Below are 25,747 nucleotides of genomic sequence, written 5' to 3'. Positions count from 1 at the left end.
GATTAGAGGCCAGCGGCCATACGCTGCTTGGTTTTGCTCGCAGCAAGTAGCATGTATACGCCAGTCGCAACCAAAGCGGCAAACAAGTAGCCTAGCAAGCCGTGTTCTTGGCCCATAAATTTATCAGCGACAACAGGACCAGCAACAGAGCCGATGCTGTAGCTAAACAGCATGACTTGTGTCGCAGAGACAATAAAGCGTTCATCAAGTCCTTCGCAACCTAAGTTGATTGCTATCGGGTACAAAGCAAAAGTAGCTGCACCTAAAAAGAATAATGCAGCAGCCAATACCACGGCTGACGAGGAAATAAAGGTCATACCGATCGAAAAAATACCCAAAATACAGAAAAACGCCATTAGCACTGTGCGGCTCATGTATTTGTTTAACGCGGTCACCATTGGTTGAACTAGCATGCCACCTAGAATCACTAGCGCCATCAATGTACCAATGTCTTGATGGCTAATTTTACGGTTAGTTAACTCAACTGGCATTAATCCGTAGATCGCACCTAAGGTCAAACCTGAAACAACACAACCAATAATTGCTGCATGGTTTAGTTTGGCAATTTGCTTAAATGATAAAGCGGTTGATTCATGGCTGTTTGGCTGCTCACACTCAATGAACATTAGCACCAGCATCGCCATTAGGATCAACGTCGTGATCGCAATAAACGGAACGCCGCCACTTACGCCAAGCACGCCAATACCAAACTGGCCTAATGCTGAACCACCATAAAGCGATAGCATGTACAAGCTCAAACGTCTCGCACGCGATGCTTCGTCTCCAGACATTAGCCAAGATTCAACAATGACAAAAACACCAGCAACCGCGATACCCGCAATAAAGCGAGCGGCAAGCCACATCAATCCGTTAGCAAACACGGGTAGTGTGACGATAGTTAGCGAAAATACGGCCAAGCAACCAATAAACGCGTTACGGTGACCAACTTGACGTACGATACGTTCAATAAAAATAGCACCGGTTAATAAGCCGCCATAAAACACACTCGCCAACCAACTCGCGTAATCTGCTGAGATGTTGTATTCACCGAGCATGAGAGGGATCAAGCTCATTAAATAGCCCGAAGCCACCGCATAAAGAGACAGTGCGACGACTGGAACTGTAACTCGTGGTGATGCTGCAGGAACGACTGTGTTTTCCACTGTTTTGCGCCTATAAGTTAAATGAAATCTAAGGGTTATTCGGCGCGAATATGAGGCTAATAGTTAGGCAAGTAAAATGATAAATTTAAGTCGTTTCGACAAATAATATTTGTTAACTAGATAGGTTGATAAGTTGCATAAAAACGCCAACCTACAAACAAGGTTGGCGTGGAAGATTATTTAGTAAGTGCTTGATTTAACCATTGATCGAATTGAGTTTTAGGTAACGCACCATTGATCATATCAACGCGTTGACCATTCTTGAAAACCATAATGGTAGGAATACTGCGAATACCAAATTGCGTCGCAAGTTGTTGTTGAGCTTCGGTATCAATCTTAACAAAACGAGCCGTTCCGGCTTGCTCATGAGCAACATCAGAGAAAACAGGAGCAAAACCAACGCACGGGTTGCACCATGGGGCCCAAAAATCTACTACAACAGGCATATCACTTTGTAATAGAGCAGAAAAGTTATCTTGTGTACCTTCGATAGGCGAGCCGTCTAAAAGTGCACTTTTACATTTACCGCAAGTTGCAGATTCGGCAACGCGCTCATTAGGGACACGATTTAGACCGCCGCACGAAGGGCAGCGAGTTTTAAACGATGACATGACTTCTTCCTTTATTACGTATTGATGAAAACATGACTTACCAGTCAGCCTCATTATTTGTATACTTATTTTTTAACCTGCCGAAATAACGCAGCGCAGGTTTGTATTTGAGCCTAAGGTTCTAAGAAATTTTATTAAAATACAACAATAAATAGGTCTGCGATGACAAATTACTACGCTGAAATTACAGGTTGGGGGAAATGTGTTCCGCCAGCCGTGCTCTCTAACGATGATCTTAGCACTTTCCTCGATACTTCCGATGAGTGGATTCGTACCCGCACTGGTATCGAAAACCGCCGTATTAGTCATGTAAACATGTCAGACATGGCGACCGTTGCTGCTAAACATGCATTAGCTCGAGCAGGCGTCGACGCAACAGACGTGGATTTAATCATTGTGGCGACTTGTTCACCAGATTCATTGATTCCAAATATCGCGTCTAAGGTACAGCAGAACCTAGGTATTCGTGCAGCCGCTGCCTTTGACTTAAATGCCGCATGTACGGGATTTGTCTATGGCCTAGAAACGGGCACACGTTTGATTCAATCAGGTAACTATCGTAACGCGATCATTATTGGTGCGGAAAGATTGTCTTTCTACATCGATTGGGCAATGCGAGATACCGCTGTTCTATTTGGTGATGGTGCGGGCGCCGTTGTGTTATCAAGAACGGAAAAAGAAACGGGTTTACTACAGTCTCAAATCGGTTGTGACGCAAAAGGCCGCGATATTCTGTCCGTACCAAAGTTTGGTACTTGTATGGATCGCTTTGCGGAAGACAACGGTTACTGGGATTTCAACTTTGTAGGACAAGAAATTTTCAAACGTGCAGTAAAAGGCATGGGGCTAGCTGCGAAAACCGTACTGAAAGCATCACAGTTAACGACGGAACAAATCGATGTTGTGATTCCGCATCAAGCGAATATTCGTATTATTCAAACCTTGTGTGACCTGTCTGGAATTCCACACGACAAAGCGTTTGTTAACATTCAAAACTATGGCAATACTTCAGCTGCGACGGTGCCAATTGCATTGTGTGAAGCGGTAGAGCAAGGTCGAGTTAACCCAGGTGATAACATGCTTCTCGCTGCGTTTGGTGCTGGTTTGACATGGGGTGCGGCAGTATTGAAATGGGGTGACCGCGTAACGCCAATTGGTGAAAGTGATGCGGTTCTGCCTGAATGTGAGCAATCCGCGCTAGAATTACTTGAGCGTGCCATTAAGCTGTGTAACGAACGCCGTCGCGACGAGGTGTAATGGACACTTTGCAAACATAAGATGAGTAAGGGAGCGCGAGGCTCCCTTATTTAATGATGCGTTCTACAGCTAACCTGTAAAATATCTTACGACATAAAACCCAGGTTTGAATGAGTAAAATTACGGATGTTCGGGAACACGTATTCCAGTGCAGCGTTATCACTCACGCCCATCCACTGCGCTAGTGTTGAACCAACTTGATCAGCGGCAATTTTGGGAATGAGTCGGCCTTGAGAGTAATCATCGTTTCCGCCCAGTATTAGTTCCGGCCATGTACCGATAGGTTGTTTCCCATTTACCGCGCCTCCAATTAATAGTTGATGGCCACCCCAGCCATGATCGGTACCATTTCCGTTGCTCATCATCCGTCGACCGAAGTCAGACATAGTGAAAGAGGTGACTTGCTTGTTTAGCCCTAACCGTTCGACCGCACGATACATTGCTAAAAGGTTTGTCGCGAGATCCTCAAGTAACACTGGATGACGTGTCAGTTGCGAATCGTGCAGGTCATACCCAGAGTGTTTAACGAAAAAGACTTGTCGTTGCTGCTTCAGGACATCTTGGCTTGCTATCAATTTGTACACGGTTTGCATCTGCTTGCCGAGCGTCGATGACGTAAACAGCGGCTCGTCAGCAATGTGGTTGAGTTGCTCGCTCAGTACACTACTCATTACCATCGACTCATCAACCATCAAATTAAAATGACCATTAAATGGATTGTCAGTTTGATGAGAGAGAAGGCGATCATAGATCCCCTTGTATAGCGGGTTATCAATCGCGGTAAGCTGAACTGCGCGATCTTTTTTCAGGACGGTTTGGCGGTGTTCCATTGCCCGTAACCAAAGCGAGTTGCCATGCACACTGTATAGCGGTGTTATTTCTGATTCAGTGTTTAATACATCCAACATTCTGCCAGCCCAACCAAGATTTTTAGACTCGCTCATTCCACCAAGTAACCAAGCGTCTGTTTGAGAATTATGAGAAAACAGTTGCTCGGGAAGTGATGCTTCACCTTGCTCAATAGCTTGTTTGGTGACGGGATGGTTGAGAATGCCACTATTGAGCACGATGCTGGCATCGCCTTGTTCGAAAACGGAAGTTAACGCATTTAACTTTGGGTGTAAGCCGAGCTTCACTGGGTGATTTGAGCTATCGACAGCACTTAAATTGATAGGGAGTATGTCTTCTTTGGCGACAGAGAGTGGCCCTCTGACTTTGGAATATTGACGATAGTGCGCCTCCGATAATGGCAGTATGGTGTTGAATGCATCGTTTCCGCCTGCTAAATACACACATATTAATGCTCGAAAGTCATTGGATGGCGCTGCGAGAGAGTAACCTGGCAGACTAAGAGAGGCTAGTGCGCCCATCGATAGCGTGCTTTGTATAAAATGTCGTCGTGAAATATCCATAATTCACTCCTAATCCTGAATATAGAATTCGTCGCCAGAAATGGCGGTAAATATCACTAGAGCGAGTTTTGTTGTTGGCACATAGTCCCCACGATAATCATTCAGGGCGGTGAGCATGAGCTCTTTCAATTCAGCAGAAGCCGTTCCAGCAAAGAAACGCTCGTTAACCAATTCGACTAAGGCACGGTGATCGTCCAGAAGAAGATAAAACTCGTTAAGATCGAAGTGGTAGGAATCACCACCTCCTCTACGAGTGCTGGTTAACATATAGTTGACCAAATCGGTATAAACAGACCAATTGAGAAGTTCATACTCTGGAGAGTTAATACCAGACTCCGTAAACTCGTTAGACGGCTGATAGTCTGGAGAGTAAAAATTAAACACGGAAGGAGAACGAAGCGGCCCTTGATTAGCGATGTTCATCATCGTTGTTGCGTCTTCGTAACGTGATCCTTTAACCGTAAAACCTGATGCTCGATGAAAATTAGTCAGGACCAGTATCGGTTCTTTCACTTTTATAGGCGGGGTATCCGTCATCCCTAATGCTTCAGGGTCGAGCAATATGGCTCGAACAACGGCGGTTAGATCGCCTTTTTCTCCTTCCCCATTGTTGTTAAATATCGTCGCAACACGCGCGACGTACTCTGGGCTTGGATTTGAACTGACCAAACGTTGGATAAGTAACTTTGAAACAAATGGAGCAACATTTGGGTGAGACATCAACATATCAATCACTTTTGAAAGCTCTTCTTGTGCGGTTAGACCCGATGGGATCACGTTCCCTAGAAATCGCTTCTCGCCGGTGTCGTGCCGTTGACTGATAACTCGCATCGGTTTCACGAATGCGATGTCGGAATTTTTCCATCCAGTTAATGCTCGCGCGAGCTCTTGAATATCAGTTTGATTGTACGTGGGGATAGGTTTGCCTGTTGCGTGGTTTAGCTTTTTACTGCCATCTAAATTGAGTTCATACAAACCGATAGTGAATAACTGCATTAACTCTCGAGCAAAGTTCTCATCGGGAAGCGTTCCTGTCGCACTATTTTCTTTTGCACTACCGAGCATAGACAAATAGCTCCCCATGACTGGATGGATGGAAACGTCATACAACAGGTCTCGGTAGTTGCCAAACGCATGCTCAACCAACAGATCGTAGTAATTCACTAACCCTGTAGGTTTGCTGGAAAGAACGCCGCCATAACGAGAAACGACTACGATCTGACTCAATGCATAAGCCGTTCGCTGCCTAAGCTGATCTTCAGCAGTAACAACAATTTGATACCAAGCATTTTCTCGGTTTGACTGTAGGCCTTTAGAAAAAGGCGTTTGATAAAGTGGTTGATGGTAGGTTGCTGGCAGGTTGATTTGTTTCTGTATCCAGTCCTCTAACCCGTTTTCCCTAACCTCATTAATTAACGCAGGAGTTGGTCCAAAAGAGGTTTGATAGAGAAAACGCGCAACGGTTTGATCGGATGGGGATTGCTGTATTTGTGCTGATAAATTAGGCACATGGCTCAGCAATAAGATAGCCAATCCTAGTACCCAAGCAGAGATTTTATTTAGCTTCTGACGTCTCATAGTTAACTCGCTTACCCGAAGTAACGATTTAAGTCCATTTAACGGGAGTTATTAAGCTCTTTTGAGCTGTTTAGTAAATTTATGAAAATCAAGCAGCTGCATAGGCGAGTATAGTAGCTATAAGTGGTGAACAAAAAACTCAAACGATGAATTTGGTACTATAGTGCTAGAAGTTTTTGATGCTATTTTTTCTAAGATACTGATATTAAATATGGCCAATGAAGAGTAACAAGCAGAGATATCGCAATGGATATATAAGGGGGACAGCTAAAGTACTGTTAACAAGAGATTGGTATGTTTGTTAAGGCTTAAGTTAGTTTCAAGAAATTATTGAGCCAATAAATAAAGTCCATTGGTTTGCACAAGAGAAAACCACACGGATGTTCTCTTGTACAAAGCAACAAAGGTTATTTTCGGGCAAGCTTATGGTGAGCACGAGAAAAGTGATCGGCACAAAATGCGCCCACAATCGAGAGCTCGCCAGCCAGACAAAGCGCAGCTGCGACTTCGGCTAACGCTTTCGCATTGCCGTTGCCGTGCAAACCCAAAATATCCAAACATGCTTTTTGCGTTGGAAGGCCAGTACCACCGCCAACCGTTCCCACCATGATGTTTGGCAAGGTCACGCACGCGTACAAGTTGCCTTGAGCGTCCACATCCATACGAGTGATTCCAATGGCAGACTCTGCAACGCAAGCGGCATCTTGACCACAAGCAATGTAAAGCGCGGCAAGGGCATTTGCGTAATGCGCGTTGACGCCAATTGTCCCGCTGAGTAAACCGCCCACTGTGGTCATTTTGCCAAATTGAACCATAGACTCCGGCGTCGTATGCAGATATTTTTCCACCAACTCAGCAGGAATGGTCACTTCGGCGGATACTTTCTTACCGCGTACCGAGCGCAGTGTGTGCGCGTTTGGTTTTTTGTCGCCTGATAAGTTGCCATCCAAGAATGCTTGAGTTGGTTTGATTGGGCTGGTCGCCAAAATATGATGGAACACTTCGTTTGTTGCGATGGTCACCATGTTTTGTCCGGAAGCGTCACCAGTCACGTATTCAAAGACCAAATAAACGTGGTTTCCTTCGATATTTACATTGATGTCTTTGAGTTTGCCATGTGAGGTGGTGGATTCCGCAATTTGACGAAATGCGTCAAACTGGGTCACAACCCAACTGACGAACTGGCCGGCGTCGGCAAGGTTATTAAAGGCGAACACTGGCGTTCGGCTCACCCCTTCACTCAGCAACAATGCGCTCGCGCCACCAGCGGCGGTAATAAGATTTGCGCCACGGTTGTAGGAAGCGACTAACGCGGCTTCTGTCGTTGCGAGCGGAACCAAAAAGTCATCGTTCGCATACAAGCCGTTGACGCGCAAAGGGCCTGCAATGCCGACCGGCACATTAACAGTACCAATGAAGTGCTCGATGTTGTTGGAGTAAGCATCGCAATGTGACTGCGTGAAAGGATCAAGAAGATGATCTTTATTGGTCACGTGTTCCAATACTTGCCAACGGCGCGCCAAATGCTTATCCGACAGGCCAGGGCTTAAGCAGAGACGTTTCTCTGGCTTGTGAAACTTCGGTTCTAATGCCGATTGAATCTTACTGCTGGTTTCGATATCGGAAAGGGCGGAGCTTTGAACAGGGTTATCTTGGTTTAACTTCGGCATACAAACGTTAACTGAAAAATCGAACCAGAGATTGTAGTGATTGAGGCTTTGATTACAACGTTGATTATACGTTTTGCAACAAATACCACTGTGCAAGCGCCTTTATTATCCAAGTGATTTGATATTGGAGCGACGAATTTATCGGACATAAATGGGTTTTGACAATGAATGTTGAGTAAATGGTAGATCCGGGAGGTTATGGCTTTTAGAGAAACTGGCCTGTAGGTGTTTGGATTCGACAAGGTGTAAGCATGAGTGCCTTAAGAGCGGAATGGTTCAATCTATGAAAGGAATAAATTGTCTAACCCAGTCCCTTGGGCCAGACGTTAGTTTGAATCGGTTGTTCAAAAACTAGTTGAAGGCGCGAGCCACACGTCCCGCACTTTGAATACGGTAATGGCCAACGTAAGCAGGAACAAATACAGATTGTCCCTTCGCGGCGGTTAACGTCTCACCGTTATCACTGATGAGTGTCAGGTCGGCATCAATCGCCATCAAAATCTCTGCGCTATTGGCATCAACCACTTCATTGTTCGGTTGGTTAAGAATGCTGAAACTAAAGTCTGCCACTGGAACGGGGTAAAGGCTCTGGCAACCATTGGCATTGGGTTTTAGGACAAGGCTGTGAAACGGCTTAGGCACAAAGTCTGTGCATTTAACCAGTTCTTCAACATCCATATGTTTCTGCGTGAGTCCTGCACGCAAAACGTTATCTGAGTTCGCCATGATCTCTAATCCCGTACCTTTAATGTAAGCGTGTGGCGTTCTTGCGCTCAGGAACATGGCTTCGCCAGGTTGCAGCGTGATGACATTCAACAGTAATGGCGCAAACAAGCCGACATCGCCAGGGTATTGAGTGGATAGATCCAAGATGAGCTGGAAAACGTCGTTGTTAGTACCTTGCTCTGATTGGTCTGAAGCTTGGGCAAGAAGCTGTTTCAGTGCACGCTCTTTTGTTTCGCCTTCCATGGTCAGAATGTGCACAAAGAAATCGCGTAAACCTTGTGAGTTGATTTCGCGTTTGAATGCATCTAGCGGTGTGCGTAGCTCATTGATATCGCAAAGGCCAAATGCCTCAATAATCTCGTCATACGAACGAAAACCGTTCATGGCTTGGTAACTTGTCAGCGCGTACACCAACTCAGGTTTATGGTTTGGATCCTTGTAGTTACGATGGCTTGCGTTTAGTGGGATCCCGGCACTTTGTTCTTTTTCGAAGCCTATTTCGGCATCTTGTTTGCTTGGGTGAACTTGAATCGACAGTGCATGTTCGGCCGCTAAGATCTTAAACAGAAAGGGCAGGTCGCCAAATTTCGCTGCGGTTTCTGCTGATAAGTAAGCGGGTTGGTTTTGTTTGATCAGTTCAGACAAAGGCAGCGTGTTTTGCTCAACCTGAACTTCAGAGCAGCCGTTTGGGTGAGTACCCATCCATACTTCTGCTTGAGGCTCATTCGTTTCGTTAGAAAAGCCAAACAAATCGTGAATAGAAGAGGTGCTTCCCCAGGCGTAGTTTTGGATTTTGTTGTTCATTTGAAAGAAGCTATGCGATGAAATAGTGTTCAAATTCATGAATTTTTCCCATAGTTAACCCTCCGAACTGAATCGGAAGAAAAATTGAGCAGAGATACGTTAAATAAGGAGGGCGAGCGCGGTTAAGTCACTCGCCAATTTGCCCTAAGGGCGATAAGTCGATTTACAACCGAGGCTTTGGTTCGAGTGGTTTTCGTGATGGCTGCGCTTGCAAAAATGGCAGCAACAAAAGGCCAATGACGGCTGCACAAACTGAAATGGTGATGAAGAAACCCGTCCAATGATATTCTTCAAGAATTAACGCCAGTGGATAACCAGACAATGCTGCGCCCATGTAGGCGAACAAGCCCACGAATCCTGTTGCCGCGCCGGCAGAATCTTTGTGAGAGCACTCCGCCGCCGCCATACCGATCAGCATTTGTGGTCCAAAGACAAAGAAGCCGATGGAGAACAATCCCGCCGCTTGGAATGCAAAGTTGGTCAGAGGCATCAGCCAAAGCGCAGAGACAGATAAGAAAATCCCAATCGCGAACAGCAAGTTCATTGGCCCACGGTTACCGCCAAAGAGTTTGTCTGAGCCCCAACCCGCAACCAATGAACCAACAAAACCGCCGATTTCAAACATAGACAGAGCAGCGTTGGCGTTAATCAGGCTATAGTGATGCTGCTCGGTCAAGTACAGGTTTCCCCAGTCATTGATTGCGGTTCGGACGATGTAAACCAACACATAACTGAACGCGAGCAGCCAGATGTATTTGTTGTTAAATACGTACGATTTCAGAATTTCGCGGTAGGTGAGGCCACGTCCGTAATTTTCCTGCGCAAGTTCTAGTGCGTCGTTGCGCCATTGGCCGACACTTGGTAAACCCATTGTTGTGGGTTTGTCGCGCAATCGCCAACAAACGAATAGACCGAGTAATACGGCGATGATGCCGGGTAGAATAAAGCCTTCACGCCAGCTGTAGTGCAACGTTAAATAGCCCACCAAAATAGGGATCAGCGCGCCACCAACGTTGTGTGCGGTGTTCCAAATGGCCCATAAGAAGCCACGCTCGGAACGTGAATACCAAGTCGTTAACAGCTTGGAGCATGAAGGCCAGCCCCAGCCTTGGAACCACGCGTTTAAGATCCACAGAGTAATGAAAGCCGCGAGTGAGCTAGAAAAGCCGAACGCGATATTGACCAGACCTGTCGCAATCAATCCTAATCCCATGAAATAACGAGGGTTAGAGCGGTCCGAAATCGTGCCAGAAATAAACTTCGAGCAGCCGTAGGTGATGTAGAAAAGTGTACCGATAAGACCTAAATCGCCTTTATCTAAGCCAAGGTCGGTGATCATCGCTGGTGCTGCGTAGTTAAAGGTCTTACGGGTAAAGTAGAAACCTGCGTAGCCGATGTACATCCCCAACATAATGTGCAAACGCCAATAGCGGTAACGCTGGTCGATTTGCTCGTTGCTCAGGCTCGGTTGAGTAAATTTAGGTGAACGTAAAAATCCAAACATCTTGAGTTACACCTTAGGTAAAGTAATGCTGATTTGTGTGCCGATCACTTGATCGCTGGTGGAGTAGATAACCATTTTTCCACCTAACGCGTGCACACGCTCTTGCATGCCGCGAACGCCCATGCCTTTCATGCTGTCCTGAACTTTGAAACCGACACCATCATCGTGAATCATTAGTGACACCGCCGCTTCTCCGATCGTCAGTTCAATAGTGATCAACTGCGCTTCTGCATATTTGGCGGCGTTATTCAATGACTCTTGGCATAAACGGAATAGGGTGACTTTGAGCGTGTCACTCAAGTTGGTGTAATCGCCTTGCCAGTTCAGTTGAACAGTCGTTCCGTGATTGGCAAATTCCATCTCTCGCGTCAGTTGCTCGACGGATTCTTTCAAGTCCAAATCATCCAGCATTTTTGGTCTTAGCTTGCTTAACAGTCGCTTAGTGGTGTCGTACACGTTGAGGGAAAGCCCTTCGATCATGTCCGCGCAACCAACGCTTGTTTCTGTGTTATTTACCCGCTTAATGATGTTGGCTTGTGTGCGGATCGCCGTGATGTTCTGTCCAATTTCGTCATGTAGCTCGCGCGCAATATCGCGTCTTACCGATTCTTCCGCTTTGATAAGCTGGCGAGACAAATTCTGATTGCGTGCAAGTTCGCCGCGCAGTTTGTGATTGAGGTCTTTTTGTTTCTGAACCCCTAAGCCGAGCATAATGCCGGTGATGGTTTGCGCCGAGAGAGATAATAACAAATCGGTGATTTCTAGATTTGATACGCCGCTGCGAGCCGCAATCAGCGCAATGCTGTTGAGCATGGTGGCGAGTAGAGCACCTTGCCAGCCGTAACGCAGAGCAAGCACGATGATTGGAATCGCCATACAAAACGGCGCAAATCGTTTTAACTCTTCAGGCAAACTCGTTTGCACTAGAATGCTGCCGATAAGAAGTACGGCGTAAAACACAATGTGGCGAATGCTGAACACCACAGTGTTGTTCAAAAGATGCGACGTCAGAGGCGACCATCGGCTTTGAAATAGGTAGTTCCACAGTAGGTAGCACATAGGAACCAGCATCAGCCCACCAGAAATACTGGCTAACCACACCATGTAAACAGAAGGCACGTGAAAGCCGACCGCCATTACGTTGATGAAGGCGGTAATGATGATCACAACACCCATGACGGCTAAGTGGCGGTTTTGGTCACCGTAGTAGTATTTTTTCGCAATCAGTGTGACAGGGATGCTGGCAACACTGGCGATCAGCACTGTGAGCCATTGAGGTTGCTCTAATAGGGTCGCAAGTGCAATCGTCAGCGCCCATTCTGATACGTAGATTGTTGGCCAGTACGCGGTGCGAGTGTGCAGCGCAATCCCCAATCGTAAGGCGAATGGGAAAAGCAGAATGGCGAGCTCTGGATCGTTGACAAAGTAGTAGGAGATCACCCACAAACAGAACCAAGCACAGGCCATAACAAACAGACCACAAATCGTTGTGACAGAATAGGCTCGCATTAAAAGGACTCTTGAGAAAATAGTTTGGCGAGCTCAACGTTGTTTTTCACGCCGAGTTTGTCGATGGCATTCGCACGATGCACATGCACGGTCTTGTGGCTCAAGCCAAGCTCTGCCGCGACAGACTTTACATCCAACCCGGTCGCAAGTAGCTGACATACCTCGTTTTCACGTTTTGTCAGTTGGCATAGAGAGGTGGTGTTGTCGCTAGGCGTTGCAAGTTTAAGTGCAATATCTGATGTGAGGTAACAGCCGCCAGAAGCACTGGTTCTCACGGCTTGAATAAGTTCGTCTGGGCTACAGCGTTTACTAAGATAGCCTTTTGCACCTAGCTTTAGTGATTTTTCCACCATCGCAGGGGAGTCATGCACGCTAAGCATCACGCAGGCAATGCCAGTTGGTATTTCGCTAAGAAAGTTTAAGCCGCTTTCATCTGGCATGGAGATATCTAGGATGACGACATGAGGGTGTACCGCAGGCAAGCCTTTGCGCGCTTCGGCGACAGAGCCGAATTCACCGACAACGGTAATATCACTTTCTAAATTTAATAATTGTGCGAAACCTGAACGCACGATGACGTGATCATCAACTAGAGCAACATGAATCATTATTACAACCAAATAGAGCAGACGACTAACAACAATAAGCTCCAACAGGAGCCAATAGAAAAACCTTTAATGATACTGAATTGATCAACTCATTTTAATGATCTTGCGCGCTTTACCGAAGTAAAGCGCGCAGAGAAGTTAGGCTTGGTTTTGTGCAAGTTGAAGCTTCTTCGCGTGTCGAATCTTCTTCTCTTCCGCGATAGCGACGAAAGCAAGCAAAACAATACAAATCATGGCGGAGGTATCTAGGGCTGCGAAGGTACCTTTCCAACCTGTTAAGCCGAAGATAGGTGTACCGTCTGCAATCATACCGAGACCAAGTTTCGCGAAGCTGTCACCGATTAGGTAAGCGAATGTACCTTTTACGCCGTCAGCCACACTGATTGCTTTTTTAGGGACAAAACCAACCGCGGCAACACCGATAAGAAGTTGCGGACCAAACACCAAGAAGCCCAATACAAATAGAGCCGCTAAGTACATGAACTCGCTAGTGGCGTGCTGGTAGAACTCAAGCGATACGATGATCAAACCAAGAGATACACAAGCAACCAATGCGCGGCGACCGTTTGCTAAGTCAGATAAGTAACCCCACATCAAAGTACCCACAAGCGCACCGACTTCGAATAGAGTAAAGCCAGAGATTGCCGTTTCTTTTGACAGACCAAGCTCTTGGTACGCGTATACCGTTGACCATTGGTCGATACCGATACGAACGATGTAAAGGAAGATGTTGGCAAAGCAAAGTAGCCAGATAACTTTGTTTTTAAGAACGTATTCAACAAAGATTTCTTTTTTGGTCATCTGGTTTTCTTCAGCGGCGGTGTCTTCTTCACTCACTGCTTCATCGAAAAGTTCTTCTACTTTACCTAGACCGTAAGCTTCTGGAGAGTCGCTACCAAAGCGCATACCGATAAAGCCAACGATGATCGCGATGATAGAAGGGAACACGAACATGCCGATTACGTGGCCGTTGAATAGGTAGTTGGCACCGAAAAGAGCAACACCCGCTGCGCCCGCACCACCAACGTTGTGTGACATGTTCCACAAGCCTAAGTAAGAGCCGCGTTTGTTACGAGGTGTCCATTTTGTAATGGTTGAGTAACTAGAAGGGCCACCAGTACTTTGGAAGAAACCACTTAGAGCGTAGAAAGCCACCATCAAGAACAGGCTTGCACTACCGCCGCCCATGCTGAAGCTGAAACCAAGCATTGCAAGACCAGAAAGGATCAGCATAAAAGGGAGGAATTGCTTGGTGTTCTTACCGTCAGCGTAGTAAGACACAACGGTTTTACCGATGCCGTATGTGATGGAGAAGCCAAGGCCAATAAGACCTAGGTCTGTCATGCTCAAACCGTAAGTTGAGATCATGTCGTTTTGCGCGACATTGAAGTTCTTACGAATCAAGTACATGGTTAGGTAGCCGATAAATACGACCAAGTAAGATTGGATGAACGGTTTAAACCACATCTTTCTTCTAACTTCGACAGGAAGATCGAGGGTCGGCTTCCGCACCTGTTCGAGGAATTTTAACATGATGAACTCTCTTGTAATTGTTTTAGAAACACAACGGAGACCGTTATGCGCTCTTGTTACTTTTGACTGAGCGGAATTCTAGAGAGTGGTTTTGTGAGGCACATGAGATGGTTGCCTAGATCGGCTAGGAAAAATTCCTAGAAATGCCTAGGAAGGCGGAAAAGCGTGAAAAGAGTCACACAATCCTTACTAATCTATGGGTCTTTGACAGGGTTCTTATCGGATTGGAAAGCGTTCAAATGCAAGCGGGTTAATATGCGTAAGCTTAGTGCAGACAAGGGGGGAGCACGTTTGGTTGGAGAGAATAGTGTCTTGTCGCTAAGTATCAATTGGGAACGAGAAGCAAACAACAGAGACCCAGAGGTCTCTGTTAGAAATATTAGGAATTCGGCTAGGTTGACGTGTTAAGGGGCAGGGCTGTATAGACGCGGCGAGCCGTGTTTTGGTAAGTGAATTAGGTTCAAATGGTTTCTTCTTGCCCATTCGACAGTTAACGCTGTAGGTGCAGATAAGCAAACCAGAGTGGGGATACGCGCGCGAACGGCTTTGTGGATCAACTCCAAGCTGCAACGGCTTGTCATGATAGCGAAGCCACTTTGAGGCTCGATGTGATTGTTGGCTAATGCGCCAATCAACTTATCTAGCGCGTTGTGACGGCCGATGTCCTCTCGACACAACTTGATGTTGCCTTGTAAATCTGCAAATAAAGCGGCGTGTAACGCGCCAGATTCACGTGCGGCTTCTTGATGCAGTGCGACTTTGTCTCGCAGCCCTTCGAATACATCGGAGCGCGGAGGAAGAGACGGTGTCAGCGACGCCAAATCAGGCAAAGCTTGTTCCAGAGCCTCTACACCACAAATGCCGCATCCGGTTGTGCCGGCAAGATTTCGGCGCTGTGTTTTTAACGCCCAGAAAGCGCGGTTGCTGATTTCCACTTCCGCATAGTGAGATTCGTGATCGCCACCAATTTCAATGTCTTTAATCTCTTTGAAATCGTGGACGATGCCTGTGCTTAGGCTAAATCCTTTCACGAAGTCTTCCAGATGGCCTGGCGTCACCATCATGACCGCTTGGCTAATGCCGTTATAGCTGATAGCTAAGGCGGATTCACTCGCCAGCGACATTTGTTGCACTGGGCGGCCATCAATCAATTCTCGGTAATTGAACGCACTTGGTTGAGGTGGTGCTTGATTGAAATCGGACAGTTCAAAATAAGATTGAGTAGTACATCTCATGAAATCACCTCATAAGCCGTTATGTATGCCAAAAATTGACGTGTGGATTCTTGTTATCGATTGAATATGTTTTTTGCTTCTGCGAAGCACTGATCGGTTAGCGCGGAGAAGGGTTCTTGTTTTCGCTTTAACAAACCTAGCGGGGCGTGAACGGCGGCTTCTTCGATAGGGATAATGCGAAGCGTATCGTTCAACTCTTCCAATCCACAATTCAGCGGCATAATGGCGCAACAAAGGCCACTGGTTACTGCTTGGATCAAGTGAAAGGTGGAGTTACTTTCAATGACGGTTTGCGGAACCAGCCCTTTACTCACAAAGCTAAGATCAATGGAGTGGCGATAGTGCATGCCCTTCGAAAGCAGCCCTAGCGGAATGTTATTGAGTGACTCCCATAACACTTCAGATTCGGCAAAATCAAAATGACGCTCATCGAATAAAACGCCAAGTTTGGTCGAGTCGAGCTCGATAACATCGAAGTAAGCGGTGTTAACTTGATCGACATAACACATCCCCAAATCAAGTTGATTTCGATTGAGTTGGTCTATGATCTGTTCGGTCGTCATGGAGAGTATTTGAAAGCGTAACTCAGGGAACTGTTGAGCTAATGGTTTGAGCAATTGCATAGGGTTTTGGCTGGCGAGTGGCACCATTCCAAGCCGAAGAGAGCCGACCAATTGACCACGGCAGTTGGCGGCTTCGGCTTGCAATCCATCATGAGCTGCTAAGACGGTTTTTGCCCAAGCCAAAATGCGTTCTCCGGCTTCAGTAAATCCTTCAAATCGTTGACTTCTTTGGATTAATTCGAGATCGAGTTCTTCCTCTAAGCTTCGGATCCTCATGGACAAGGTAGGCTGCGTAATGTGGCACAATGCGGCGGCTTGACCAAAGTGTTTGGTCTGTTCAAGTGCGATGAGATATTTAAGTTGTTTGATATCCATAATGGCTTGTTAACCTTGCGTTGTGAGTCACATGTACGGGGGAACTCCCTAAAAAGGGCACAGTACTACCGTACTTTTTAAGCGCTGGAGCGTTTTAACTGGGGAATGGAAAACCAAAACCAAGTCAAGAATAAAACCACACTAAAAATTGATCTGAATCAAGGCTATTCCTGATATTAATTAGGGTCAAATTTAAAGTATCTATAGTGTGATAGATATTATCTATTATCAAGAGTGCCGATTTTATTGAGTTTGTTAAGCGAACTAGGTGGAATCGGATGGGAAAACGATTAACCTCATAAATTGTATTGATTAAAAATGTGATGACCGTCAGTGGAAAAATTCGTCATAGATTTTGTTTATCACTCGGTCAGGATTATCAATTGGACGCATATTGAATAACGACTTAATCTTTGATTTAGATCAAGACGCAACAATGCGAATTGAATCTACCAGTCTTAGAAACAGTAGGCGGGTATCCGATATCAAGAATCTAGATAAGTAAACGCTCGGACAAGCGAGAGCATGTTGAGTGGTTACTTATTTGGATTAAAAAATACATGGATTAGAAACTAAGCCCTTCAATACTTCCGCATTATCTCAATAAATAACGCGCTTGTTTTCACGGGCACCCTGCTTGCTGGTATATCTGCGAGGAGTAAAGTCGTGAGCCAAAAAGAACAAATAAAAGCATACAAAGGTCCAGCTGGTGGTTGGGGTGCACTGAAAGCCGTAACCAGAAGTTGGTGGGGCAGTGAAAATGCAGTTAAAAACATTCGCACTATGCTCAAAACCAACCAAAATGGCGGTTTCGACTGTCCGGGATGTGCATGGGGTGAGTCGCCAGATAGTGGTAAAGTCAATTTCTGTGAGAATGGCGCGAAAGCGGTAAACTGGGAGGCGACCAATCGTCTGGTTGACCCTGAGTTTTTTGCCAATCACAGCGTTTCATCTCTCTCAACGCAAACCGATTACTGGTTGGAATACCAAGGCCGTATCACGCACCCAATGCGATACGATGCTGAATCCGATCACTATGTGCCAGTCTCTTGGGATGAGGCTTTTGCACTTGTCGCGAAACATCTCAATCAATTGGATTCACCACACCAAGCTGAGTTTTATACCTCTGGTCGTGCAAGCAACGAAGCGGCGTTTTTGTATCAGCTATTTGTGCGCGCATTCGGTACCAATAACTTTCCAGATTGTTCCAACATGTGTCACGAAGCCAGTGCAATAGGGATGAAAGACACCATTGGCGTTGGTAAAGGCACAGTGATCTTTGATGATTTTGAAGAAGCTGATGCGATTTTCGTGATTGGTCAAAACCCGGGCACGAACCACCCACGAATGCTTGAACCTCTGCGCGAAGCGGTAAAACGTGGTGCACAGGTTATCTGTCTAAACCCGCTCAAAGAGCGCGGATTAGAGCGTTTCCAAAACCCACAAATGCCGATTGAGATGTTGAGTAACGGCTCAGAGCCTACAAACACGGCGTACCTGCGTCCTGCTTTAGGTGGAGACATGGCAGTGTTTCGTGGCATCGCGAAATTCTTGTTGCAATGGGAGCGCGAGGCATTGCAAAACGGTGGCAAAGCGGTATTTGACCGCGAATTCATCAAACAACACACGATAGGTATTGATAAGTATTTGGCTGAAGTGGATGCAACCTCTTGGGAACACATCGCGGAACAATCGGGTCTTGATTTAAGTGAAATCGAGATGGTGGCGAGCATGTATCGACGTGCAGAACGTGTGATCATGTGTTGGGCGATGGGGTTGACTCAGCATCGTCACTCTGTGCCAACCATTAAAGAAGTCGCAAACGTGCAAATGTTACGAGGTAACGTTGGTAAGCCGGGAGCGGGGCTTTCACCAGTGCGTGGTCACAGTAACGTTCAGGGCGACCGTACGATGGGCATTGATGAAAAACCTTCAGATCTGTTGTTGGATCGCATTGAAAGTCGATTTAACTTTGACGTCCCGCGTGGTGAAGGCCACAACACTGTGCAAGCCATTAAAGCGATGGAAGAAGGGCAAGCGAAAGTATTTATCGGTTTGGGCGGTAACTTTGCACAAGCAACGCCAGACACAGAACGTACGCACAACGCGATGCGAAACTGTAATTTAACCGTACACATTTCGACGAAGTTAAATCGTTCTCACCTTGTCACAGGTAAAGATGCGCTTATTCTTCCGTGCTTAGGCCGTACCGAGATTGATCAGCAAGCGACGGGCCCACAAGGTGTGACGGTTGAAGATACTTTCAGCATGGTGCATATCTCATTTGGTCAGCTAAAACCGCGTTCGGAGCATTTGCGTTCAGAGCCAGCGATTATTGCTGGTATTGCCAATGCGACACTCGGGGCAAAACCAATTGATTGGTTGTGGGCAATTGAAGATTACGACCGTATTCGCGATTTGATTGCCGACACGATTCCGGGCTTTACCGACTTTAACCATAAGCTTAAACACCCAGGTGGATTCCACTTGGTAAACCCAGCTGCCGAGCGTCGATGGAATACACCAAGCGGCAAAGCACAGTTCAGCTCTAGCGAGTTGCCGAAGCAGTTGATCAGCGAAGCGATACTCGAAAAAGGCCAAAAGCCAGATTTGATCTTGCAAACCATGCGCTCACACGACCAATACAATACGACACTTTACGGCTTGAATGACCGTTATCGTGGAGTATTTGGTATGCGCGAAGTGCTGTTTATCAATGAAGCGGATATTCGTAAACTCGGTTTTGAACCGGGCGACAAAGTGGACATGGTGTCATTGTGGGAAGATGGCGTTGAGCGCCGTGTGAGCGGATTTACGCTTGTTGCCTATGATGTGCCAGCAGGTCAGGCGGCGGCTTACTATCCAGAAACAAACCCATTAGTTCCTTTGGACAGTTATGGGGATAGAACGTTTACGCCAACCTCTAAGTTTATTGCGATCAAATTGGAAAAATCGACATCCGATAAGATCGCTTTGGTGGAAGCGGAATAGTGACCAAACCGGCACAACGACATTTCCGATAAGCAAACGGCTGATATTAATTATCAGCCGTTTTTAATTGCGCTCAGTCTGCATTTAGTGCGCATAGCTTGTGTATAATGTTAATGACATTATGCTGCTCGATAATAGACAGATAAGGCCGATTTGAATCTAAATTCAAGTAGTAAAACTAATAAGAAGATGCTTATGACCTTGAAAAATATAATTAAATTAACAATCAGTCACTTAGTGTCAGTTTCTATTGGCATTGCGATAGGTATCTATACTTTACCGATCCTTATTGCACCACCTGCGCCGACCGATGAGCAAGTTGCTAAGAGTAAGCAAGGCGCAGAATACAGCGCAGTGTTTAAGAGGGAACTCAAAGGTAGCGATGCTTTTCATTGGGGAGAGGGAGAGATTCATTTGAGTTCTGAAGTCATTACGTTGGTAGGAAAACTCGCTCCCGGACCAGACTATAAACTCTATCTATCTCCTAAGTTTGTCGAAACGGAACAAGCGTTTAATGACCTTAAATCTGAGATGAGCTTAATTGGTGATGTCAAAACGTTCGATAACTTCGTTGTTGAGGTTCCTCAAAGCACTTCAATTTCTGAATACAATACGGTTGTTGTATGGTGCGAGACATTCGGTGAGTTCATTACTTCGGCAAAGTATCAATAAACCTTAGCAGTAGAGTGAAAGGCTTTTCTTTTCACTTTACGCTAGGATGTTGTTTCGCATAATTAAGAGGCAAAGACTCTTAAACACTCTAAATTTAAGAGCCTTTGTTTAGAGTTATTGACAGAACCATTCGACTTGTAAGTCGTTTGCACCTTTCAGGCTACGTTCTGGAAAAACAAGATTTCGAACTATTTAGAGTTATTCTCTGTTTGGCTTGTTTCGTTCGATGACGCTAATCGCAATGGCTAAAAATAGAATATCTTTTACTAAAAAGAAGTTTGTCACCAAAACCCCATCAGACACTTTCCATGTATTCGGTGTCGTAATTAGAAAGCTGAGTGTCGCAAGAAAAATAATTGCGGCGGCTATGCCAGAAAAATAAGCGACTCGTGTGTTTTTAAGGCCAACGATTAATCCAATAGCGACAATGATTTCTGTTGCGCCAATGATGTTTGATACGGCTTGAACTGACATCACATCATACAACCAACTCATCAGAAAATGATTTTCAACGAGCGGTTGTATAAGCTTGGCCTCTGTAGGTGTGAATTTATAAATACCAATCCATATTAGAACTAAAGAAACGCCGAAAACTCCGATAAGATATCCAATTGAGTCACATTGATGATGGCTTTTTACGTTTTGCATAATTAACTACATTCTCCTGTTTGTTAGCGCTTCCAACAAGACCTATAAGGTTGGTAGAAAATTTCATAGGTTTTTTCGCTCAAACAACAGATATTAAAAATCACGTGATACAGAATTACGTGTTTGATAGAACTTAAGGATATTTCGTGGAAGTTAAAATTTTTCAGGTTGACTCGTTTACATCAGAGGTTTTCAAAGGTAATCCCGCGGGTGTTTGTATCACAGAGTCAAGCCTTGATGAGGAAACGATGTTGGCCATCGCGGCCGAGATGTCGTTATCTGAAACGGCATTTCTGTCACTCAGTACAATGCAACTTCGTTGGTTTACACCGAGAACGGAAGTTGCTTTGTGTGGACACGGCACACTTGCAACGGCGCACGTTCTGAAAGAGCAGGGGTTATATAATACTGGAGATACGATTGAGTTCGTTACGCTATCTGGGGTTTTAACTGCACAACTCGATCATGAAGAAATTCATTTGGTGTTTCCTGCTCCAACTTTAGATATGCGAGCTAGTATTAACAAAGACTTACTTCATGGTTTGGGGCTAGATGCCGCCAATGTAGTCGCCTACGGTCATTTTGATAATAAGCAGTTGGTCGTCATTAATGATGAATTTGTGCTTGAACAGCTCAACCCTGATTTTGGTGCGCTGCTTAAACAAAAAGGCCGTGGCGTCGTCATCACTGCTCAATCAAGCACTGACGCCGATTTTGTCTCTCGATACTTCGCGCCTTGGGTAGGTGTTAATGAGGACCCAGTTACAGGCTCTGCACATTGCGCTTTATGTGTTTACTGGGCTAAAGAGCTCAACAAAAAGCAACTGAAAGGCTTCCAAGCCTCCAAGAGAAGTGGGGTCGTTCATACAGAGTTGTTAAGCACTGAGCACGTTAAACTTTCTGGAAGTGCGGTAACGATATTGCGAGGATATATGAGAATCGCGCAGCGGTCCCTGTGGGAATGATTTTATTTTCGTGTTACCCAATGCTCAATAGTGAATACGCTTGAATGCTTCTTATTTAAGTGGTTAATTTTGTTTGTAACCCCCCTGACACGGTGGTGTATAACGATTGGAGAGTTATATGAAAACTATCGGCCTTCTAGGTGGTATGAGCTGGGAGTCGACGCTTAGCTATTACAAATTGATCAACGAAGGAGTCAAAGAGGCGTTAGGCGGCCTAAATTCCGCAAAAATTTGTATGTATAGCGTGAATTTTTCGGAGATAGAGAAACTTCAACATCAAGGTAAATGGGAAGAAACGGCAAGCATTCTATCTGATGCTGCATCTTCAATAGAAAAAGGGGGCGCTGACTTTATTCTTATTTGTACTAACACAATGCACAAAGTTGCGCCTCAAATTGAAGCCAGTATTAATATCCCCATACTACATATCGCAGACGCGACTGCTGAGTTACTTCGTGAGAAAGGGGTTCAAAAGGTCGGACTCCTTGGTACTCAATTCACAATGGAGCAAGACTTTTATAAAGGAAGGCTTTCCGACCGTTATGGGCTTGATGTCATCATTCCCGATCAAGACGACCGCTCTAAAGTACATAACATTATTTATAAAGAGTTATGCCAAGGTGAAATCAAAGAGGAGTCAAGGACGATATACTTGCAAATTATTGAAAAACTAAAAGAGCAGGGAGCTGAAGCTGTGATTCTCGGGTGCACTGAAATTGCCTTACTTGTAAACCAAAGTCACACCGATGTTACACTACTCGATACCACTTCTATCCATGCTCAAGCAGCAGTCCGTTTGGCAATTGAAGGTGAATGATCTACGCTTTCTTTCCTGCAAAAAAAGAGAAAACCAAGCACAAGGTTTTCTCTTTTTTATTATCAAGTTATAAGCGAGCAAATTTGAGTGTTCTGTATCCACCAATCAAGTTGCGGGCTTTGTAACCATTGTTGACCAGCTGACGGTATGCTACGTTACCGCGTAACCCAACTTGACAGTAAATCACGATCTCTTTGTCTTTAGGAAGTTCGTGCATGCGACGACGTAGTTGATCGACAGGAATATTAATTGCACCTTCAAGATAACCAACGGACTCCAATTCACCAGGATTACGAACATCAAGTAACAGTTGGTCTTCTGTCAGTGAATCCATTTCATCATAATGAATCGCGGTCGCATCGCCTTTGATGATGTTATTTGCCACAAACGCCGCTTGGTTAATTACATCTTTAGCAGAGCCATAAGGTGGCGCGTAAGTTAGCTCGAGGTGTTGCAGTTGCTCTACCGTCATACCAGCACGCTGAGCAACTGCCATTACGTCGATACGTTTATCAACACCGTCTTTACCTACTGCTTGCGCACCTAATATTTTACCTGTTACTGGATCAAACAGCATTTTGAATGACACGGTTTCTGCACCTGGGTAGTAACTCGCGTGACTTGCTGTATGCACATACACTTTTTCATAAGCGATGTTTTCACGTTTCAGGTGTTTCTCGTTTTTACCAGTAGAAGCGACGGCTAAATCAAAAATCTTACAGATCGCCGTGCCTTGCGTACCTTGGTAAGTTTCTTGGCGGCCAAGCATGTTGTCTGCTGCCATTCGGCCTTGACGGTTTGCCGGGCCCGCAAGTGGCACTAGAGTTTGCTCGCCAGTCACAAAGTCTTTCTCTTCTACCGCGTCGCCGACAGCGTAGATCGAAGGATCGCTGGTTTGCATGTATTCATTGGTATAAATACCACCAAGAGCGCCGATTTCTAAGCCAGCTTCTTTTGCTAATTTGGTCTCGGGGCGAACACCAATTGCCATAATCAAAATATCGGTGGTGAGTCTTTCACCATTGTTTAGTGTTAATTCCAATTCACCTTCTAGATGTTGGTGTTTTTCGCTTTCACCAGAGTCGAAACTTGCCACGTGCTCGTTAGGTACGAATTTCACCGACTCAAGTGCGACGCCAAGTTTAAGGTCGATGCCTTTCTCACGAATTTCAGCATGTGCGAAGCCAGCCATTTCACGGTCAACGGGCGTCATCACTTGATCCGCCATTTCGACTAATGTGGTTTTTATGCCTAGCTGGTGGAAGGCTTCCATCATTTCCAAACCGATAAAACCACCACCAACGACCGTAGCGTGTTCAACTTTGTTGGTTTCGATCGTTTTAATGATGCGATCCATATCTGGAATATTGCGCAGCGAGTGCGTTAACGGGTTATCAATACCCGGAATAGCTGGCACAACTGGACCTGCGCCAGGGCTGAGTAGAAGAAAGTCGTAGCTCTCTTGGTATTCAGAGCCATCAAGCAAATTGTTAACCGTAACCGTTTTGTCTTGACGGTTAATAGAAACCACTTCGTTCATCACACGGACATCAACATTGAAACGCGCTAGAAAGCTCTCAGGCGTTTGAAGAAGCAGTTTGCTGCGCTCTTGGATATCGCCACCAATGTGATAGGGTAAGCCACAGTTTGCAAATGACACAAATGGACCGCGTTCAAACATAATGATTTCTGCGTCTTCACTAAGACGACGAGCGCGAGCTGCTGCAGATGCACCGCCAGCAACCCCACCAATAATCACGATTTTGCTCATGGATTTCTCCTGCTGAATGATCGAAAACGCCTACACCTTACTTAAATAAATTAGCTGAGTCTAATATTATTTAATCTACATTAGCATTGACTTAATAATATTAATTAGTAATATCTAATAAAATGTAATGTAGTAATGAAGAGGCATAAGAATGGGCGACAGTATGCTACAAAGTGCGACCGAAGCGAGTGAGCTACTTAAAATTATGGCTCATCCAGAGCGCCTAATCGTGATGTGTAAGCTGATTGAAGGCGAGAAAGGGGTCGGTGAACTGTTTGAAGGTTCATCATTAAGCCAATCTGCTTTTTCACAACATCTAACCGTATTGAGAAAGCACGACATCATTAAAGCTAGGAAGGTTTCTCAGCAGGTATTTTATTCAATTTCTGATGAAAGAGTTGGTCCGCTGGTTGAGGCATTTAAGCAAGTTTTCTGTAAGTAATTAGTTTGGCGGTTGCTATGTTTGAAGTTCCTTGGATGTCGCTTTTGGGCGGCATAATAGTTGGCGTATCAGCGATAACACTGATGCTATTTACTGGCAAGACTGCTGGGATCAGTGGGATCTTAAACGGTGCCGTTGAGAACGCAGATCGCGTTTGGCGCATTGTTTTTTTAATTGCGATGGTATTAGGTGGCGTGTTTGCTGTTTATGTTCTTGGCGGGCATGTACCAGAACAGTACAGCGGTTCTGTTGTTTTAGTTATCGTTGCTGGCTTGTTAGTCGGTGTCGGTACGCGTATCGGCAATGGTTGTACTAGTGGTCATGGCATTTGTGGGATAGGGCGTTTCTCAATCCGTTCTGTGGTCGCGACGTGTACTTTTATGGCCACAGCCATGTTAACCGTCTTGCTAGTATCGTGAGGAATAGTGTCGTTATGAAAACTCACGTAATGAAAAGTATTAAGCAAATGTCCGTTGTTGCATTTTCTGGTGTGCTCTTTGGTATTGGTATGGTGGTCTCTGGTATGGCAGATCCGGCAAAAGTGATCGGCTTTCTTGATATTACCGGTTCATGGGACCCAAGCTTAGCCTTTGTAATGGGCGGAGCACTTGCGGTGTTCGTTCCAGCTTATCTTTTATTAATAAAGCCAAGAAGCGAATCTGTGTTTGGTGATGAGATTGTCTGTCCGACTTCTAAAACGATAGACAAAAAGTTAGTCGGTGGTGCAGCACTGTTTGGTATTGGTTGGGGCTTACTGGGTGTGTGTCCTGGTCCTGCGGTTGCCAGCCTTTTTACTGGCAACACACAAGTTCTGCTCTTTATAGCGGCAATGTTGGTTGGGTCATTCACCGCTAAAAGAATGGTTCGTGGCTAAAGAGTTCTTCAACGCAAAA

At 45.5% G+C, this 25,747-nt stretch carries 22 protein-coding genes; 8 read left to right on the top strand and 14 right to left on the bottom strand.

What is annotated here, in order from left to right; genetic code table 11:
- Nucleotides 1-2 precede the first annotated feature (2 nt).
- Nucleotides 3-1,163: an MFS transporter gene (locus R8O70_RS16470; RefSeq protein ID WP_017634647.1), complete on the bottom strand. Its 1,161-nt coding sequence runs from the start codon at nucleotides 1,161-1,163 to the stop codon at nucleotides 3-5.
- 176 nt (nucleotides 1,164-1,339) lie between these two features.
- Nucleotides 1,340-1,774 carry a thioredoxin TrxC gene (gene trxC, locus R8O70_RS16465; RefSeq protein WP_005387991.1) on the bottom strand — a complete coding sequence of 145 codons (435 nt, stop codon included), beginning with the start codon at nucleotides 1,772-1,774 and terminating at the stop codon, nucleotides 1,340-1,342.
- A 162-nt stretch (nucleotides 1,775-1,936) separates the two neighbouring features.
- Here trxC and R8O70_RS16460 point away from each other — a divergent pair, with 162 nt between their 5' ends.
- The gene (locus R8O70_RS16460; protein ID WP_318184269.1) at nucleotides 1,937-3,031 is read left to right on the top strand and encodes a ketoacyl-ACP synthase III; all 1,095 of its coding nucleotides are present in this window, start codon (nucleotides 1,937-1,939) and stop codon (nucleotides 3,029-3,031) included.
- Between the two features lie 86 nt (nucleotides 3,032-3,117).
- Here R8O70_RS16460 and R8O70_RS16455 read toward each other — a convergent pair whose 3' ends face one another.
- The 10 genes from R8O70_RS16455 to R8O70_RS16410 all read right to left on the bottom strand — a co-directional run bounded on the left by R8O70_RS16455 (nucleotide 3,118) and on the right by R8O70_RS16410 (nucleotide 16,548).
- Nucleotides 3,118-4,443 carry a DUF1501 domain-containing protein gene (locus R8O70_RS16455; RefSeq protein WP_238762803.1) on the bottom strand — a complete coding sequence of 442 codons (1,326 nt, stop codon included), beginning with the start codon at nucleotides 4,441-4,443 and terminating at the stop codon, nucleotides 3,118-3,120.
- 9 nt (nucleotides 4,444-4,452) lie between these two features.
- Entirely contained in the window at nucleotides 4,453-6,021 is a 1,569-nt protein-coding gene (locus R8O70_RS16450) for a DUF1800 domain-containing protein (RefSeq protein ID WP_258624205.1), read from the bottom strand.
- 407 nt (nucleotides 6,022-6,428) lie between these two features.
- A complete protein-coding gene (locus tag R8O70_RS16445) occupies nucleotides 6,429-7,691 on the bottom strand; it encodes a hydroxymethylglutaryl-CoA reductase (protein WP_047101062.1) in 1,263 nt (420 codons plus the stop codon).
- Nucleotides 7,692-8,042: 351 nt separating this feature from the next.
- The gene (gene manA, locus R8O70_RS16440; RefSeq protein ID WP_258624203.1) at nucleotides 8,043-9,260 is read right to left on the bottom strand and encodes a mannose-6-phosphate isomerase, class I; all 1,218 of its coding nucleotides are present in this window, start codon (nucleotides 9,258-9,260) and stop codon (nucleotides 8,043-8,045) included.
- 124 nt (nucleotides 9,261-9,384) lie between these two features.
- The gene (locus R8O70_RS16435) at nucleotides 9,385-10,725 is read right to left on the bottom strand and encodes an MFS transporter (protein ID WP_213987614.1); all 1,341 of its coding nucleotides are present in this window, start codon (nucleotides 10,723-10,725) and stop codon (nucleotides 9,385-9,387) included.
- 6 nt (nucleotides 10,726-10,731) lie between these two features.
- Nucleotides 10,732-12,234: a signal transduction histidine-protein kinase/phosphatase UhpB gene (gene uhpB, locus R8O70_RS16430; protein WP_318184268.1), complete on the bottom strand. Its 1,503-nt coding sequence runs from the start codon at nucleotides 12,232-12,234 to the stop codon at nucleotides 10,732-10,734.
- Complete coding sequence (gene uhpA, locus R8O70_RS16425) at nucleotides 12,234-12,842, bottom strand: transcriptional regulator UhpA (protein ID WP_005376090.1); 609 nt, start codon at nucleotides 12,840-12,842, stop codon at nucleotides 12,234-12,236. Before uhpA ends, uhpB begins: the two co-directional genes overlap by 1 nt.
- Nucleotides 12,843-12,980: 138 nt before the next feature.
- The gene (uhpT, locus tag R8O70_RS16420) at nucleotides 12,981-14,375 is read right to left on the bottom strand and encodes a hexose-6-phosphate:phosphate antiporter (RefSeq protein WP_258624196.1); all 1,395 of its coding nucleotides are present in this window, start codon (nucleotides 14,373-14,375) and stop codon (nucleotides 12,981-12,983) included.
- Nucleotides 14,376-14,779: 404 nt separating this feature from the next.
- Nucleotides 14,780-15,610, bottom strand: coding sequence for a formate dehydrogenase accessory sulfurtransferase FdhD (gene fdhD / locus R8O70_RS16415; protein ID WP_025526892.1), 831 nt, complete (start codon nucleotides 15,608-15,610; stop codon nucleotides 14,780-14,782).
- 53 nt (nucleotides 15,611-15,663) lie between these two features.
- Nucleotides 15,664-16,548 (bottom strand): LysR family transcriptional regulator, encoded by an 885-nt coding sequence (locus tag R8O70_RS16410; protein ID WP_005460961.1) that lies wholly within the window; start codon nucleotides 16,546-16,548, stop codon nucleotides 15,664-15,666.
- A 666-nt stretch (nucleotides 16,549-17,214) separates the two neighbouring features.
- On the opposite strand from R8O70_RS16410, the gene R8O70_RS16405 reads away from it, so the two are divergent.
- Entirely contained in the window at nucleotides 17,215-19,539 is a 2,325-nt protein-coding gene (locus R8O70_RS16405; protein WP_206957543.1) for an FdhF/YdeP family oxidoreductase, read from the top strand.
- A gap of 195 nt (nucleotides 19,540-19,734) precedes the next feature.
- Nucleotides 19,735-20,211, top strand: a complete 477-nt coding sequence (locus tag R8O70_RS16400; RefSeq protein WP_054575435.1) for a DM13 domain-containing protein — start codon at nucleotides 19,735-19,737, stop codon at nucleotides 20,209-20,211.
- Nucleotides 20,212-20,409: 198 nt separating this feature from the next.
- On the opposite strand, the gene R8O70_RS16395 is transcribed toward R8O70_RS16400, so the two are convergent.
- Complete coding sequence (locus tag R8O70_RS16395) at nucleotides 20,410-20,859, bottom strand: YkgB family protein (RefSeq protein ID WP_005376100.1); 450 nt, start codon at nucleotides 20,857-20,859, stop codon at nucleotides 20,410-20,412.
- 146 nt (nucleotides 20,860-21,005) lie between these two features.
- Between R8O70_RS16395 and R8O70_RS16390 the strand changes: the two genes are divergently transcribed.
- Both R8O70_RS16390 and R8O70_RS16385 read left to right on the top strand, forming a co-directional pair.
- Nucleotides 21,006-21,824 (top strand): PhzF family phenazine biosynthesis protein, encoded by an 819-nt coding sequence (locus R8O70_RS16390; protein WP_054575436.1) that lies wholly within the window; start codon nucleotides 21,006-21,008, stop codon nucleotides 21,822-21,824.
- A gap of 118 nt (nucleotides 21,825-21,942) precedes the next feature.
- Nucleotides 21,943-22,641 carry an aspartate/glutamate racemase family protein gene (locus R8O70_RS16385; RefSeq protein WP_054575437.1) on the top strand — a complete coding sequence of 233 codons (699 nt, stop codon included), beginning with the start codon at nucleotides 21,943-21,945 and terminating at the stop codon, nucleotides 22,639-22,641.
- Nucleotides 22,642-22,708: 67 nt separating this feature from the next.
- On the opposite strand, the gene R8O70_RS16380 is transcribed toward R8O70_RS16385, so the two are convergent.
- Nucleotides 22,709-24,412, bottom strand: coding sequence for an FAD-dependent oxidoreductase (locus R8O70_RS16380; RefSeq protein WP_318184267.1), 1,704 nt, complete (start codon nucleotides 24,410-24,412; stop codon nucleotides 22,709-22,711).
- Nucleotides 24,413-24,563: 151 nt separating this feature from the next.
- On the opposite strand from R8O70_RS16380, the gene R8O70_RS16375 reads away from it, so the two are divergent.
- Genes R8O70_RS16375 through R8O70_RS16365 form a run of 3 tightly spaced genes read left to right on the top strand, consistent with a single transcriptional unit; the run spans nucleotide 24,564 to nucleotide 25,728 of the window.
- Complete coding sequence (locus tag R8O70_RS16375) at nucleotides 24,564-24,854, top strand: ArsR/SmtB family transcription factor (RefSeq protein WP_005376206.1); 291 nt, start codon at nucleotides 24,564-24,566, stop codon at nucleotides 24,852-24,854.
- 5 nt (nucleotides 24,855-24,859) lie between these two features.
- Nucleotides 24,860-25,273: a YeeE/YedE family protein gene (locus R8O70_RS16370; RefSeq protein ID WP_372058356.1), complete on the top strand. Its 414-nt coding sequence runs from the start codon at nucleotides 24,860-24,862 to the stop codon at nucleotides 25,271-25,273.
- Nucleotides 25,274-25,287: 14 nt separating this feature from the next.
- Complete coding sequence (locus R8O70_RS16365) at nucleotides 25,288-25,728, top strand: YeeE/YedE family protein (protein WP_239939094.1); 441 nt, start codon at nucleotides 25,288-25,290, stop codon at nucleotides 25,726-25,728.
- Nucleotides 25,729-25,747 lie beyond the last annotated feature (19 nt).

The sequence above is a fragment of the Vibrio sp. 779(2023) genome, from assembly GCF_033344285.1.
Classification (GTDB): domain Bacteria; phylum Pseudomonadota; class Gammaproteobacteria; order Enterobacterales; family Vibrionaceae; genus Vibrio; species Vibrio alginolyticus.
Note: the sequence above shows the minus strand (reverse complement) of the source record. Positions and strands in the feature narration are given on the sequence as shown.

Bases quoted from the DNA above. Each gene is read 5' to 3' on its own strand.
- R8O70_RS16365 (WP_239939094.1), top strand. From the start codon at position 25,288: ATGAAAACTCACGTAATGAAAAGTATTAAGCAAATGTCCGTTGTTGCA.
- R8O70_RS16445 (WP_047101062.1), bottom strand. From the start codon at position 7,691: ATGCCGAAGTTAAACCAAGATAACCCTGTTCAAAGCTCCGCCCTTTCC.
- uhpB (WP_318184268.1), bottom strand. From the start codon at position 12,234: ATGCGAGCCTATTCTGTCACAACGATTTGTGGTCTGTTTGTTATGGCC.
- fdhD (WP_025526892.1), bottom strand. From the start codon at position 15,610: ATGAGATGTACTACTCAATCTTATTTTGAACTGTCCGATTTCAATCAA.
- uhpA (WP_005376090.1), bottom strand. From the start codon at position 12,842: ATGATTCATGTTGCTCTAGTTGATGATCACGTCATCGTGCGTTCAGGT.
- R8O70_RS16385 (WP_054575437.1), top strand. From the start codon at position 21,943: ATGAAAACTATCGGCCTTCTAGGTGGTATGAGCTGGGAGTCGACGCTT.
- uhpT (WP_258624196.1), bottom strand. From the start codon at position 14,375: ATGTTAAAATTCCTCGAACAGGTGCGGAAGCCGACCCTCGATCTTCCT.
- R8O70_RS16435 (WP_213987614.1), bottom strand. From the start codon at position 10,725: ATGTTTGGATTTTTACGTTCACCTAAATTTACTCAACCGAGCCTGAGC.
- R8O70_RS16400 (WP_054575435.1), top strand. From the start codon at position 19,735: ATGACCTTGAAAAATATAATTAAATTAACAATCAGTCACTTAGTGTCA.
- R8O70_RS16460 (WP_318184269.1), top strand. From the start codon at position 1,937: ATGACAAATTACTACGCTGAAATTACAGGTTGGGGGAAATGTGTTCCG.
- R8O70_RS16455 (WP_238762803.1), bottom strand. From the start codon at position 4,443: ATGGATATTTCACGACGACATTTTATACAAAGCACGCTATCGATGGGC.
- R8O70_RS16410 (WP_005460961.1), bottom strand. From the start codon at position 16,548: ATGGATATCAAACAACTTAAATATCTCATCGCACTTGAACAGACCAAA.
- R8O70_RS16380 (WP_318184267.1), bottom strand. From the start codon at position 24,412: ATGAGCAAAATCGTGATTATTGGTGGGGTTGCTGGCGGTGCATCTGCA.
- manA (WP_258624203.1), bottom strand. From the start codon at position 9,260: ATGAATTTGAACACTATTTCATCGCATAGCTTCTTTCAAATGAACAAC.
- R8O70_RS16375 (WP_005376206.1), top strand. From the start codon at position 24,564: ATGGGCGACAGTATGCTACAAAGTGCGACCGAAGCGAGTGAGCTACTT.
- trxC (WP_005387991.1), bottom strand. From the start codon at position 1,774: ATGTCATCGTTTAAAACTCGCTGCCCTTCGTGCGGCGGTCTAAATCGT.
- R8O70_RS16395 (WP_005376100.1), bottom strand. From the start codon at position 20,859: ATGCAAAACGTAAAAAGCCATCATCAATGTGACTCAATTGGATATCTT.
- R8O70_RS16450 (WP_258624205.1), bottom strand. From the start codon at position 6,021: ATGAGACGTCAGAAGCTAAATAAAATCTCTGCTTGGGTACTAGGATTG.